Source organism: Desulfatiglans anilini DSM 4660, from assembly GCF_000422285.1.
Classification (GTDB): domain Bacteria; phylum Desulfobacterota; class DSM-4660; order Desulfatiglandales; family Desulfatiglandaceae; genus Desulfatiglans; species Desulfatiglans anilini.
Genome location: NZ_AULM01000002.1, coordinates 68,866 through 82,210 on the forward strand (window position 1 = coordinate 68,866; position 13,345 = coordinate 82,210).

General features: G+C 58.8%; 11 protein-coding genes. 7 read left to right on the forward strand and 4 right to left on the reverse strand.

Annotation, left to right across the window (positions count from 1 at the left end; all coding sequences use genetic code 11):
- The first annotated feature begins 44 nt into the window (after window positions 1-44).
- The 3 genes from H567_RS22625 (at window position 45) to H567_RS22630 (ending at window position 4,847) form a co-directional block, all read left to right on the forward strand.
- Window positions 45-1,424 (forward strand): CoA activase, encoded by a 1,380-nt coding sequence (locus H567_RS22625; protein WP_051184405.1) that lies wholly within the window; start codon window positions 45-47, stop codon window positions 1,422-1,424.
- A complete protein-coding gene (locus H567_RS0102355) occupies window positions 1,421-2,929 on the forward strand; it encodes an Rne/Rng family ribonuclease (protein ID WP_028320166.1) in 1,509 nt (502 codons plus the stop codon). Before H567_RS22625 ends, H567_RS0102355 begins: the two co-directional genes overlap by 4 nt.
- Window positions 2,930-3,008: 79 nt before the next feature.
- Window positions 3,009-4,847 (forward strand): M48 family metallopeptidase, encoded by a 1,839-nt coding sequence (locus H567_RS22630; protein ID WP_035253219.1) that lies wholly within the window; start codon window positions 3,009-3,011, stop codon window positions 4,845-4,847.
- Between the two features lie 19 nt (window positions 4,848-4,866).
- Here the strand turns inward: H567_RS22630 and H567_RS22635 are convergent, their stop codons facing one another.
- Window positions 4,867-5,571 carry a hypothetical protein gene (locus H567_RS22635; protein WP_153306020.1) on the reverse strand — a complete coding sequence of 235 codons (705 nt, stop codon included), beginning with the start codon at window positions 5,569-5,571 and terminating at the stop codon, window positions 4,867-4,869.
- 69 nt (window positions 5,572-5,640) lie between these two features.
- Window positions 5,641-6,900 carry a sulfite exporter TauE/SafE family protein gene (locus tag H567_RS0102370; RefSeq protein ID WP_028320167.1) on the reverse strand — a complete coding sequence of 420 codons (1,260 nt, stop codon included), beginning with the start codon at window positions 6,898-6,900 and terminating at the stop codon, window positions 5,641-5,643.
- Between the two features lie 424 nt (window positions 6,901-7,324).
- Here H567_RS0102370 and H567_RS29765 point away from each other — a divergent pair, with 424 nt between their 5' ends.
- On the forward strand, window positions 7,325-7,456 hold the full coding sequence (locus H567_RS29765; protein ID WP_279614962.1) for a hypothetical protein: 132 nt from the start codon (window positions 7,325-7,327) through the stop codon (window positions 7,454-7,456).
- Window positions 7,457-7,615: 159 nt separating this feature from the next.
- Here H567_RS29765 and H567_RS0102385 read toward each other — a convergent pair whose 3' ends face one another.
- Entirely contained in the window at window positions 7,616-9,064 is a 1,449-nt protein-coding gene (locus H567_RS0102385; RefSeq protein ID WP_028320169.1) for a TrkH family potassium uptake protein, read from the reverse strand.
- Entirely contained in the window at window positions 9,064-10,422 is a 1,359-nt protein-coding gene (gene trkA / locus H567_RS0102390; RefSeq protein WP_028320170.1) for a Trk system potassium transporter TrkA, read from the reverse strand. The genes H567_RS0102385 and trkA overlap by 1 nt, the downstream gene beginning before the upstream one ends.
- Window positions 10,423-10,866: 444 nt before the next feature.
- On the opposite strand from trkA, the gene rfaE1 reads away from it, so the two are divergent.
- From rfaE1 to H567_RS0102410, 3 genes are read left to right on the forward strand one after another with little or no spacing between them, the layout of a single operon-like run.
- On the forward strand, window positions 10,867-11,916 hold the full coding sequence (rfaE1, locus tag H567_RS22640; RefSeq protein ID WP_244155407.1) for a D-glycero-beta-D-manno-heptose-7-phosphate kinase: 1,050 nt from the start codon (window positions 10,867-10,869) through the stop codon (window positions 11,914-11,916).
- 3 nt (window positions 11,917-11,919) lie between these two features.
- Window positions 11,920-12,462, forward strand: a complete 543-nt coding sequence (locus H567_RS0102405) for a DUF4416 family protein (protein ID WP_028320172.1) — start codon at window positions 11,920-11,922, stop codon at window positions 12,460-12,462.
- Window positions 12,455-13,336 carry a YicC/YloC family endoribonuclease gene (locus tag H567_RS0102410; RefSeq protein WP_028320173.1) on the forward strand — a complete coding sequence of 294 codons (882 nt, stop codon included), beginning with the start codon at window positions 12,455-12,457 and terminating at the stop codon, window positions 13,334-13,336. Before H567_RS0102405 ends, H567_RS0102410 begins: the two co-directional genes overlap by 8 nt.
- Window positions 13,337-13,345: the final 9 nt, after the last annotated feature.

Here is a 13,345-nt window from a genome sequence, read left to right on the forward strand (position 1 = left end):
CGGAAGAGGAAAAACGCTCCATTGAGCGCCACAGAGTCGATCTCATGAACGAAACAGCCGCCAATGTGATAAGGTTTCAGGCGCTTACCGAACGGGTAGGCCGGGTGAACCTTCGGAACAAGACCTTTCTGATCCCCCAGATGAACCGGATCGGCTCGCATCTCCTGGCGGCGACCTTTCGCGGTTTCGGCATCCGTGCCCAGGTGATGGAAACATTCAAGGGGCTCGACCTCGGGAAGGAGTATACCTCGGGGAAGGAATGTTTCCCCTGCCAGGTGACGACGGGAGACATCCTGTACCACATGAAAAAGGAAAAAGAGCGGCTTGGAGATGCCTTCAGGGCCGATGATTACGTCTATTTCATGCCGGAAGCGGATGGCCCCTGCCGTTTCGGCATGTACAACAAGTATCAGCGCATCGTATTGGATTCCTTTCCCGATCTGGAGAGTTTGAGGATCGGGTCGTTGACGACCAAGGACGGGTATGCGCTCGATGGGCTGATCGAGCGCCATCGGGTGCGGGACCTGCGCAAATCGGCCTACTTTTCGGTCATCGTCGGGGATATTCTCGACCGCCTTTTGTGGCGCGTTCGACCCTATGAACGCCGACCGGGTGTGACGGATGCCTTTATCGAGCAGGCCATGCAGCGGATGGAGCAGGCTTTCGAGCGGCATGCCGCGAAGAAGGATTTCGATGCGATCCTGGGGCGGCTCGGGGAGATCGTCGAGGAGGGACGCGGCCTGGTCGATCCGGCCATCCCTCCGAAGCCTCTGATTGGCTTGGTGGGTGAGATCTATCTGCGCACCCACGTGGAAGCCAACCAGGATTTGATCCGGTTGCTCGAGAGGTACGGCGGAGAGGTGGTGAACGCATCGCTCGCCGAATGGATGAACTACACGAGTTACGACCGTTTGCGTGAAGCCCGGAAGGATTTCGTCACCGCTCTGCGCCAGCTCCGCATGGCCCCCCTGAAAGAGGCTCTCAACAGAATCATCAGCTACGGGGGGGATTTGTTCTATCAGGAGTATCGTCAACGGCAGGTCTACCGTTTTGCAAAGAGCAGGATCGACTTGCTGGAAGACCATCGCATCGCGCATCTGGACAAGCTGCTGCGGCACACAAACCTGTTCAGCTTCGATGTAGGGACTGAAGCCTGTTTGAGCATACCCGGCATTGTCGAGTATGCGAAAAGCGGATTCAACGGCGTGGTGAATGTCTATCCTTTCACCTGCATGCCGAGCACGATCACGTCGGCTGTTATCAAACCCGTCATCAATCGCTACAAGATTCCATACCTGGACACGCCGTACGACTCCAGTTCCCAGCCCGGAAGAGAAGCGACCATCAGAACGTTTATGTATCAAGCCCATCAACACTTCCAACGAAATGGAAGGTTACGGAAGGAGAGTCATTTCGCCCCATGAAGACCAAAATGCTTATCAACGCGGTGGAATCGGAGGAGTACCGGGTAGCCATCGTCACCGACAATGTTTTGGACGGTTTTTACATCGAGAGCACCGCCTCCGAGCAGAAGATCGGAAATATCTACAAGGCTACCATAGAACGAATAGAACCCAGTTTGCAGGCATGTTTCGTAAATTTCGGGGCTGACAAGAACGGGTTTCTGCCCTCTGCAGATATTCATCCAGAGTACTATCATACACCATACGATCCGTCTTCCGACGGACCGCCGCCGCCGCTCGAAAAAGTCCTCAAGAAAGGGCAGGAGCTGCTCGTGCAGGTGATCAAAGAGATGCCGGGCCGCAAAGGAGCTCATCTCACAACCTTTTTGTCGCTTGCGGGTCGTTATCTCGTTCTCACACCGGGCCGGGAGATGGGTGGCGTTTCCAAGAAGATCGAAGACGAAAAAGAGAGGGTGCGGTTAAAAGCGGTCATGTCGGAGTTCACCCTCCCCGAAGGGGTGGGATTCATCGTGCGGACCGCCGCCCTCAAGCAGAACAAGCGGGAGCTGTCCAGAGATCTGAACCGGCTTCTGCGCATGTGGGAAAACATCCGGAAGGCGGCGAGAGAGGTGCTCCCTCTGACCTTGATTCACAAAGAGCAGGATGTCTGCCTCAGGACCCTTCGGGACTACTTCACTGGCGAGATCACGGAAGTGCTGGTGGATGACAAGGACACCTACGCGAACGTCAAGTCCTACATGAAAATCATCTCGCCGGCTCATCAGAACCGGGTGAAGCTTTACAAGGACAAACGCCCCATTTTCGATCATTACAAGATCGAAGAGCAGATCGAGGCGATTTACCGCAGCGAGGTGCCCCTCAAGTCGGGCGGATCTATCGTGATCGATCAGACCGAGGCGCTGATCTCCATCGATGTCAACTCGGGACGGGGCAAAAGCGGCAAGGATATAGAGACCACGGCTTTCAAGACCAATACGGAAGCGGCGGTGGAGGTGGCCCGGCAGCTGCGTCTGCGGGACATGGGCGGCCTCGTCGTGATCGATTTCATCGACATGCGGGACAAGAACCACAACCGGGATGTCGAAAAGATGTTGCGCGAGGAGATGAAGAAAGACCGCGCCAAGACGGACATGTCCCACATCTCCAAGTTCGGACTGCTCGAGTTGTCGCGCCAGCGACTGAGACCGTCGATCGAGTCGCGCAGTTATCAAACCTGTCCCCATTGCCAGGGCCGCGGCATCGTCCCGTCCGTGGAATCCGCGGCCATCTCTTTCCTGCGCCAGATCTGGCTGGGTATTACGACCAAAGAAGTGAATCAGGTGCGGGGGATTTTGTCGCTGGATGTAGCCACCTATCTGCAGAACAAGAAGCGGCATGAGCTTGCCGAGCTCGAATCCCGCTATGGCGTCTGCATCAATCTCAAAGGGGATCCGCTCCTGCCGCCTGGCAAAGGCCAGATCGAATTCCTGCAGGAAACCCAGCCGAAAGAGAATGGATCGGCGTGATCTCAGGGTTCAAGCCGCAGGACGGGCCGGGGCCGGGCGCCCGGCCGAGAGATGCCTCAGGGCGGTGCGCTGAGATCTGATGTTCAATAATATCTTCTATTTTATCGTGGTTCTTCTGGCCTACGGCGTCGGCGGCGCCGAACGGCCTCCGATCCATCTCCTGCCGCTGCACGCCGGCCTGATCGCTGGAAGCTGGCTGCTCTTCGCCGTGTTGTGCCGGACCGGTTTCAGGACGCTCCTCACGCGGTCCCTGGGCACGAATGAGGCGGTTCACCTCCCGGAACGATACCATGCGCTGCTGGCGAAATTTTCCATCCTGGCGGTGGTCCTCTTTGCGGTGGCGGTCCACGGTTTCCACTTGAAGGGATGGCTGCATGCGCTTCCTTTCTCGGACCGTCTCGACGTCCTGGATCATTCCTTGGCGCTCGCCTTTTTCTTCTGTTGCCTGGCGACCATCTGGTATTGGGCCTATCCGGTTTCAGAGGCGTTCATGGAGACCGGCATCGGGCGCCGCCGGTTCATCGCCTCCCATCTGCGGCTCAATATCCCGATTCTCTTCCCGTGGTGGGTCCTCACGTTTATTGCCGATGTCACCGGGCTTCTAACCGGGTCGCGGGAAGCCCTTTTCCTGGGGGGAATGCCGGGGCAGATGCTCTTTTATACGCTCTTCCTGCTTCTTCTCATGACCATCATGCCCGTTTTCATCCAGTTTTTCTGGGGCTGCCGGCCGCTGGAAGATTCTCCCCCGGTCCAGGAACTGAAGTCCTTCCTCTCGCAGCACGAGTTTCGCTACCGCGGACTTCTCAATTGGCCGATCTTTGCCGGGCGCTTGATGACGGCCGGAGTGATGGGCATCGTTCCCCGCTTCCGATACATCCTGTTTACGGAGTCTTTGCTGAGGTCCCTCCCCGCAGAAGAACTGAAGGCAGTGGCGGCCCACGAGATGGGCCACGTCAAGTACAAGCATCTCCTGTTTTACCTCCTGCTGTTCCTGGGGTTTATCTTTCTCTTTTCGAGCGGTTTCGAGATTTTTGGCTATGTCCTGTTGGCGCATCCGTATTTTTCCCCCTTGCTTCATGCGGGAGAGGGAATCGATTCACCCCTCTTTTTCATCCTGGCAGCACTCCCCATGGTCGTGGTTCTGCTGCTTTATTTCCGCTTCGTCATGGGTTTTTTCATGCGCCATTTCGAACGGCAGGCGGATCTTTATTCGGCCCGCCTGATGGGATCCCCCTGGCCGGCCATCAATGCTCTGGAGCGGATCGCGTGGCTGAGCGGCCGTATCCGAGACCTGCCGAGCTGGCATCATTTCAGCATCCGCGAGCGCGTGGAGACCCTGCAACGCAGCACATGGGACCGCGGCTTCGTGCGGCGCCACAACCGGCTGCTGCTGATCTCCGTTGTCCTATACGTCATGGGTGTGGGGGCCCTGGGCGCCTTCATGCATTTCTCCGGATGGCGGGACCGGGCCGCCCTGGATCTACTCGCGCGGATGATCCAGGAGGAGTTGGCTGAGCAGCCGGATCATATGGAATTGAGGCAGAACCTGGCGATGGTTTACCACCAGAAGGGGGAGGAGGCCGCCGCGATGCAGATATACCGGGAAATCCTCGAGCGGGACCCCGGCAACGCAGTGGCCCTGAACAATCTTGCCTGGTTGCTGCTGACCGCACGGGACGAAGGGATGCGTGATCCCTCAGCGGCGTTGCGCCATGCGCAGGCCGCAGTCGCGCTTGAACCGTCGGCCGTTTTTCTGGATACCCTGGCCGAGGCCTACTTCGCCCATGCCCATGTCGACAAGGCGGTTGTAGCGGCTGAAAAGGCCCTCGCTGCCGCCGGTCCACACGATGACCGGCGTTACTTGCGGAAGCAGCTTGAACGGTTTCGGGCTCATTTGGAGAGGCCGGCGAAAAAGTAGGCATTCAGCTCGGCGGTGCTCAGCGCTCCTCTTTTCTCATCCGCCCTTTTCCCCCTCCTTTTTCCCCGAAGTGGTTCTGCCGTAAGGACCTCGAACGGCTCAAGAGAATCCTGGCGAGTATATACAGGACCATGTAAAGGAAAAGGGCGCTGATCTGATTGCCGAGCCAGGGAATGGAAACGGGCAACTCCATGCGGAGACCCGCAAAGCGCAGTTGGAGCCAGGCGATTGCCAGCGGAACGGGCCAGAGGACGGCCGCGGCTACGGTGATTTGAAGGAAAAAGGCCTTCCCGTAGGCCTCGTTCGCCAGGCTGTTGATGTCTTTGTACAGATCGCGGTCACCATCCTGGAGTGCGGACAGGGATTGGTCATGGCGATCGGATGCCTCAGAAAAGGCGTCCCGGATGGTGCGTCGGTTGGCCCGCACCGCGATCATCCCGGTCACTTCACCGAGGACCGCAGACCAGAGGGCAAGCAGACCCGTTCCAAGCCACCAGCCGAGATAAGGATTGGCCGGCCACCGGTAGGGTGCGATGAGAAAGGCGTCGATAGCTGCAAGAAGGGCATTGGGAGATTCCATTTCACTGCTTGGGGCTGGCCGCCCCGTACCCGCCGGGGTGAAGGTTGCGTGCACGGGTGAACCGGTGCAGATGAGCGGGACAGGGCCCCCCTCTGTCAAAAGGGATGATCCGCCTCCGGGGCGGCTGCGGATCATCCGGTTCATCTGCGGCCTTCTTGGCCATGGCCGCCCCTGCGTGAACACCGGGTCCGATTGCCGGCCGCGGGTCTTCGATCAGAAGGGGGGCAGAATGCTGTAGCCGAGAAAACCCTGGGTGACGTAACGGATGCCGACATAAAAGGCCAGCACGACAAAGATCCGCTTCAGCCAGATGTCCGGGATGTACTTGGACGTGCGCGGACCGATCATCGAGCCGATGAAGATTCCGACCAGTTCCATCCCAATGAGTCCCCAGTCGGTCGGGACGCCCTGCCCGACCATGTAGCCGAAGATCGAACTGATCATGCCGACGAGGACCGCGAGGGCACTCGTGCCAGCGACCAGGAACATTGGCAGACCCGCGATGGAGGTCAGAAAGGGTACGAAGAGAAAACCGCCTCCCACGCCGATGAAGGAGGCCATGGCACCGATGATCAAGCCGCCCAGCATGGGGATCCAGGACTTGAACTCGAATTCGACACCGAAAAAGGTGAAGCGGATCGTACCGACAAAAAAGGTGATGATCAGAGATATCAAGGCCAGCAGGTAGGCAATCCATTTGGCTCCGCCGCCGAGGCTGAGCCAGAGGGCGCTGGCGATGACGAAGGCCAGGGCGAGAAACATGAGAGGCCAGCTGCCAGAAAGCACTTTTACTCCCTGGTCCGTGCGCTGTCCCTCGCGGGTCTGTTTTTCGAAAGCCGCTGCGGCTTCCTTGGCCTTCTTTTTCTTGGCCTGGCCGGAGGACGTCGTTTCGCGGAGCAGGATGATGCCGAGCAGGAGGACAACGAGCCCGAAATAACCCAGGTAGGCCTTGAGACTGATCTTGCCGGCAGTGATGTCCGGGATGACGGAGGATCCGAGCACCCCTCCGATCGCCAGGCACATGGCGAGCGGGGCTACCAGCCGTCCCATACGGTAGTAGTTCGTGCTCGAAATGAGCGCGCTCAGTCCGACGAGCCACTGATTGGACACCCGGATGGAATCGGTTACGAGGTTGTTCATCGGATGGCCTTTTCCGAAATCCTTGGCGTAGTCACCGAGTCCGAAGATCGTGATATGCCCGACGCCCGCCATGATGCCCCCGAAGGCGCCGACGGTGGAAAAGATCCACCCCACCCAGATCGCCCAGAGAAACCCCAACAGATAACTGACATCCGGCGCTCCGGGGATTCCAAGGAAACCTTTCGGTGCATTCGCATCGATCTTGCCTTGACCGATAGTGGACTGGATGGCGTCGGCGAGTTGATCCGCATAGACGGGTCCGGCACCGGTGGCTGTCATGACGGCGCATCCCACAAGCAGCGTCAGGCAGATCATCCATCTCGTCCCTTTCATGTGCAGCACCTCCTCGTGAGTCAGTTTTGGGTATTTATTCCAAACGGTCAGTGGATGCGCCCGAAGGGTTCCTCGGACGTCCTCCGTCTTTGGCGGGGCTGGAGCGATCCGGGCAATGCGCATGGGTGTATGTTCCGCTGCCGGCTGCAGCGAGGCTTCGCATCAGGTGGAGGTTGAACATAGCGATCATGCGCGCACCCCGAAAGATTCCACGCAACGGCACCACCGGAAAAACGGCGTTTGCAGCGCTTCGTGCCGGGATCTCTGAGGGATACTCAGGGAAGAGCAGGAAGTCCAGGAAAATCCTGAAGCATCTCCATCCGAAAATGATTTTCCGGTACGACCCCGTCTCCAATTCGGAAAGGAGTATTTCTCTTTACACGCTGCGCGTGCTCAGTTCCACCGCTTCGCGGCGGGTCCCGGTTTGGCCAATATCCGGAAAATCAAGCACTTGCTTGGAAGCGACCTGTGGGTCACCGCGCTAGCAAACGCGCAGATCGACGCCGAGATGGGCAAAAAAGACCATTTCCAGATGGAAACTAAGCCGATTGTGTAGCGCATTATGTCATTGACGGCAAGAAAAAATATGCGGGCTGCGGGATTGTGCCGCTAAACCCCCCGCTCTATGCGCTGTCCTGGTCAGGGCGTTTCGAACCTCCGGCCGCGGGATTGGCGCCGGGATGCACAGCGCAGCGCCGCCGCTGCAAGATAGCGCCTATTTTCGCCAATACTCGGGAACGAGCAGCACGATGACGGTATAGATCTCGAGCCTCCCGAGCAACATGCACGCGATCAGGACCCATTTGCCCGGCAGGGGGACGGCGGCGAAGTTCTGGACCGGACCCACCAGGGCCAGCCCCGGGCCTATGTTACCCAGGGTGGCGGCGACCGAGGAGAAAGCGGAAATCAGATCGAGGCCGAGGGATGCCATCAGGAGAGATCCGGCCAGGAATAGACCGATATACAGGGCGAAAAATCCCCAGATGCTCGTCAGGACTTCCTGCGGCACCGCCTTTCCTCCGAGTTTGACGGTGGTGACGGCATGCGGATGGATGATGCGGAAGATCTCCTGGTAGGAATGGCGCGCCAGCAGCATGATCCGCATGATCTTGATGCCGCCGCCGGTAGAGCCGGCCATGCCGCCCAAAAACATGCATGCGAGCAGGATGATCTGGGATAGGGGCGGCCACCGGTCATAGTCGGCGGTTGCAAACCCGGTGGTGGTGATGATCGAACTGACCTGAAAGGCCGCATAGCGGAAGGCCGTATCGAGGCTGTCGTAGACGGCCCCGTGGACATCGATCGTAACGAGGAAGGTGAGGATCGCTACGATGCCCAGGAAGACACGGCATTCGGGATCACGTCCGAAGATGCGCCAATCCCCCTTGAGCAGCCTGTAGTGGAGCGAGAAGTTGATGCCCGCCAGGAGCATGAAAACGATGATCACCCCGTCGAAGTAGGCGCTGCTGTAAGCGGCGATGCTCGCGTTGCGGGTGGAAAAACCGCCGGTGGGCAAGGTGCAGAAGGCATGGCAGACCGCGTCGAAGAGGGGCATGCCTCCGGCAGCGAGCAGGAAGATCTCGACCACCGTGATGAGGATGTAGACCTTCCAGAGGGTCTTGGCGGTCTCGCTGATGCGGGGCTTCAGCTTGTCGATGACGGGGCTGGGAATCTCGGCCTTGTAAAGCTGCATCCCGCCGATTCCCAGGAAGGGCAGGATTGCAATGGACAGCACGATGATGCCCATTCCGCCAAGCCACTGAGTTAAACTGCGCCAGAGGAGGATGCTTTCGGGAAGCCCTTCGATCTGTGTCAAAATAGAAGCACCGGTCGTGGTGAATCCCGAGAAGGATTCGAAACAGGCATCGGTGAAATCCGGGATGGCGCCTGAGAAAAGGTAAGGCAGGGTGCCGAAAAGGCCGGCCAGGACCCACCCGAAGCTTACGACGGCGACGCCGTCGCGGTGGCCGAGCTGCGGAGTCTCCGTTTTACGTGTGAGAAGGTAGCCGGCTAGTCCGCTTCCTAAGGTTGCCAGCATGGCGAAGAAAACGCCCGAGGAGACGCCGTCCTGGTAGTATAGGGAAGCAAGGAACGGCCCCAGCATGGATAAGCCAAGGAAAAATGCCAAGACAGCCGAAAGTTTGACAACGATGCGCCAGTGCATCAGAAGTATTCCAGCCTGACAGTGAGCAGTTTTTCCAGTTTAGGGACGACTTCTCTTTGAGCGAAGATGATCAGGTGGTCTTTCGGCTGAATGACGGTGTCTCCACGGGGGATGATGATGTCCTCCCCGCGCACGACAGCCCCCACGATGGCTCCCTTGGGGAATTTGACGCGGGAGAGCGGTTGATTGACGACCTCGCTGGTATCCAGGGCCTCCGCTTCGATCGCTTCAGCATGTTCCCCCTTCAGGGGGGCGACGGAGATGATCTTGCCGCGGCGGATGAACTGGAGGATCGCCCGCACGGCGGACAGCCTGGGGCTGACGACGGTGTCCAGGCCGATGGCCGAGATGAGGGGAATATAGCTGAACTTGCTGATTCGCGTGATGGTTCTTCTCGCGCCGAGTCCCTTGGCGAGGAGCGAGATCAGGACGTTGTTTTCTTCGTCGCCGGTCAACGCGATCAGAAAATCCACGTCCTGGACGTTTTCTTCGATCAGGAGGTTTTTGTCGGTTCCATCCCCTTTGATGACAAGGACCCGCTCCAGGTTCTCGGAGAGTCTGGCACAGATGGCTTCATCCTTTTCGATGATCGTGGCCTTGATCCGGGACTTGTCCAGGTGTGCAGCCAGCGAGGCGCCGGTCAGACCTCCTCCCACGATGATGACGCGTTTGAGCGGCCTGGGGTGGATGTCGAAGGCGGGCAAAAGACTCAAGGCCTGGTCGCCCTGCGTGACCACGTAAACCAGGTCGTTCGGCAGGACCTGATCCTTGCCGCGCGGGATGAGAACCTGGTCACCGCGGACGATGGCTCCGATCAGGAGTTTTTCCGCCTGTCCGGTAAGGGCCATCAGGGGCTTGCCGGTCAGCGGAGACCCCTCTTTCACGGTCACCCCGATCAGCTTGACCCGCCCCGCCGCAAAATCTATGACTTCGGAGGCCCAGGGATATTCCATGAGGCTCAGGATCGACTCGACCATGACCGACTCCGGGTTGATGACGTGGTCGATTCCGAGGAATTCCTGCCCGATGAGATGCTCTTCGTCGATGTATTCCTGATTGCGGACCCGCGCGATCTTGACCATGTAAGGGTTGATGTTGCGGCCCAGCAGGCAGGCGAAGAGATTGACCTCGTCGCTGTCCGTGGCGGCTACAAGCAGGTCGGTCTCTCCCGCTCCAGCCTCCTTGAGCACGCGGGGGCTGGTCCCTGATCCCAGGACGCTGCGGACATCGAGATTTTCATCGATGCGTTTGATCTGAGCCGGTGCCTTGTCGATGAGCGTGACGTCCTGTCCCTCTTCGGAGAGTTTGCGCGCGATGTGAAAACCCACCTCGCCGGCTCCGATGATGATGATCTTCAAGACTGCGCCTCCTTGCGAGAAAAGCATTCGCCTGCAGGGTTCGTCATGGCTGTAGCGGATCGCTTATTCCTAAGAGAGCGCGGGCAGAAAGTCAACTTCCAACTCGCCATGGGTCCACGAAGTATTTTTCTGATCTCGCTTCGCCGCGGATGCACCCGTTTTCCGCCAGCCCTGCGCCCTGCCAGGTCCCGAAGTTTGAAAAGGCTGGACAAAAAGGGGAATTCGATGATATTTATAACAATTTTCGTATCCGCAAACATTTGGATCTTGTCCATTTGGAAATCATTTCCGGATGGGAAATACTTTGTTAAGGTAAAGAAAACCAATCGTTTGTACTGAAACAACCTGTCGGTCGCCGCGCAGGCAAAGGTCAAGATGGACGCCGAGATCGGCAAGAAAGCCCCTTTCCGGATTGGAAACGAATAGATTCAGGAGCAGAAAGCCGTGTTGAAAAACATCCTCAAGACCCTGAGCGGGCGCCACTTCGAAAAGATGCTCCAGGATGCCGTGGATCGGTTCAAAGATGCCAGGGTCCTCGTCGTGGGCGACATCATCATGGATCAATACATCTGGGGCCAGGTGACCCGGATATCTCCCGAAGCACCCGTGCCGGTTGTCGAGGTGCGGGAGGAGACGCGGATGTTGGGCGGCGCTGCCAATGTCGTGCACAATATGTCTACGCTGGGGGCCACGGCGGTCCTGTGCGGGGTGGTGGGCGAGGACCATGCCGGCCGGGAGGTTCTGGAGAAGCTCCGTGCCCTGGAGGTTCCAACCGATGGGGTGATCGTCGAGGCCGGACGCCCGACGAGTCTCAAGACGCGCATCGTTGCCCACAGCCAGCAGGTCGTCCGCTTCGATCGGGAGAGCAAGGGCGCCATCACCGATCAAAGCGCGAAGACTATCCTGGACTATATCGAAACCTCCCTCGACTCGCTCGATGCGATTGTCGTTTCGGATTACGGGAAGGGGGTCGTATCGGCCGGACTGATGACAGGGCTGCGGGAACTGGTTGATTCGGGCAGGACCAACGGCGTGAGGATCGCCGTCGACCCGAAGACCGGGAACTTCGAGTACTATCAGGGGGTGGACGTCATCACGCCCAACCACCACGAGGCCGGCGCCTACTGCGGTTTCGCCGTTACGGACGACGAGACGCTCCTTGCAGCCGGGCGGCGGATGCTGCAGGAGCTGCAGTGCCGTTCTGTTTTGATCACCCAGGGTAAGGACGGCATGACCCTCTTTGAGCAGGAGGGCCGTGTCAGCCATATCGGAACCGTGGCGAAACAGGTCTTCGACGTCACGGGCGCCGGGGATACGGTCATCAGCACGCTGGCCCTCGCTATGGCTGCCGGTCTGGATCTCCGCGAAGGGGCGATGCTTGCCAATTACGCCGCGGGGATCGTGGTCGGCGAAGTGGGGACTTCCACGGTGCGTGCGGAGGACCTGAAAAGGGCCGTCGCGGACATGAAATCCCTGCGCTCCGAGGCGGGATGATCTGTGAGCCGCCCCAGCCCCCCACCGCCTGTCAAACTGATCGTGAGCCTGTTTTCGGCCCGCGAGCCTTTCCTGGAAGAGGTGCTTGAGCGTCTGTCGCGGCTTTTCGGGCCGATCGATGACCTAGGGCCCCGGGGATTCTTCGATCGTTCCACCTATTATTCGGCGGAGATGGGATGGCCGCTGCACCGCCGGTATGCCTCTTTCGAACGTCTGATCCAGACAACGGAGCTGGTGGCCGCCAAGATGGCGACCAATGCCCTGGAAGCGGAATCGGCTGGCGCTGATGGCCGCCGCCTGGTCAACATCGACCCCGGCATCTTATCCGTGGAGCGGCTGGTCCTGGCCACCGGAAAAAATTTCACCCATCGTGTCTACCTTTCGCAAGGGATCTATGCCGACTTGACACTGATCTTCCAGAAAGGAAGCTTTCGTCCTTTGGAGTGGAGCTACCCGGATTACGCCGGCCCGGTGATGATTGAATGGTTGAATGCGCTGCGCTGCAAATACAGGGAGCAGCTGAGGGGGGAGAAAGACAGTGATTAGAAGCATGACGGCCTTCGGCCGCGGGGAATTCACCGGGGGTGATATGCAGCTCGTGGTGGAGATGCGGTCTGTGAACAACCGCTATCGCGATATTGTTGTAAAGTTACCGAAATCGCTTCAATTCCTTGAGGAGGGCGTCCGCAACAGGCTCGGCGGGTTTATCCAGCGCGGCCGGGTGGAAGTGGCGGTTCAGTCGATCGCCAACGGGGAGGAGCGGCCGGGCCGCCTGGAGCTGAACGAGCCCGTGGTCAAAGCTTATCTGGCCGTATTCGACCGCCTCTCCGAAGAGTTCGGCATGCCGCGCGACATACGGATGGATCGGTTTTGTCTGTTGAGTGATGTGATCGTGCGCAAACCGGAAGAAATGGATGAAAAGGCAATTGAGGACTGCGCCGGCGAGGCCCTCGAGCAGGCGGTCGCCGCTTTCGAGACCATGCGCGTGCGGGAGGGGGCGGCCATGGAGGCGGATTTCAACGCTCGCCTGGATCTGCTTTCAAAATACGCCGTGCAGGTAGCGGAGAGTGCACCGCAGGTGGCGGAATTTTACCGTCGGCGCCTGAAGGACCACATCGGCAAGGTCCTGGGTGAGATGGAACTCGACGAGGAGCGGCTGGCGCAGGAGGTGGCCCTTTTCGCCGAAAGAGCGGATATCACGGAAGAATTGGTGCGCCTGCGAAGCCACCTCGATCAGTTCAGGACGTATCTCGGGGCTGATGAGGCCGTTGGGCGGCGGCTGGATTTTCTGCTGCAGGAGATGCATCGGGAGGTCAACACGCTGAGCGCGAAGGCCTCTGATTCCGGGATTTCCCGGATAGTGGTGGAGATGAAATCAGAGCTCGAAAAGATCCGGGAACAGGTTCAAAACGTGGAATGACAAGGAGCA

Excerpts from the sequence above, each read along its gene's own strand:
- H567_RS22625 (WP_051184405.1), top strand. The coding sequence starts at position 45 with ATGAACGAAACAGCCGCCAATGTGATAAGGTTTCAGGCGCTTACCGAA.
- H567_RS0102355 (WP_028320166.1), top strand. The coding sequence starts at position 1,421 with ATGAAGACCAAAATGCTTATCAACGCGGTGGAATCGGAGGAGTACCGG.
- H567_RS22630 (WP_035253219.1), top strand. The coding sequence starts at position 3,009 with ATGTTCAATAATATCTTCTATTTTATCGTGGTTCTTCTGGCCTACGGC.
- H567_RS22635 (WP_153306020.1), bottom strand. The coding sequence starts at position 5,571 with ATGAACCGGATGATCCGCAGCCGCCCCGGAGGCGGATCATCCCTTTTG.
- H567_RS0102370 (WP_028320167.1), bottom strand. The coding sequence starts at position 6,900 with ATGAAAGGGACGAGATGGATGATCTGCCTGACGCTGCTTGTGGGATGC.
- H567_RS0102385 (WP_028320169.1), bottom strand. The coding sequence starts at position 9,064 with ATGCACTGGCGCATCGTTGTCAAACTTTCGGCTGTCTTGGCATTTTTC.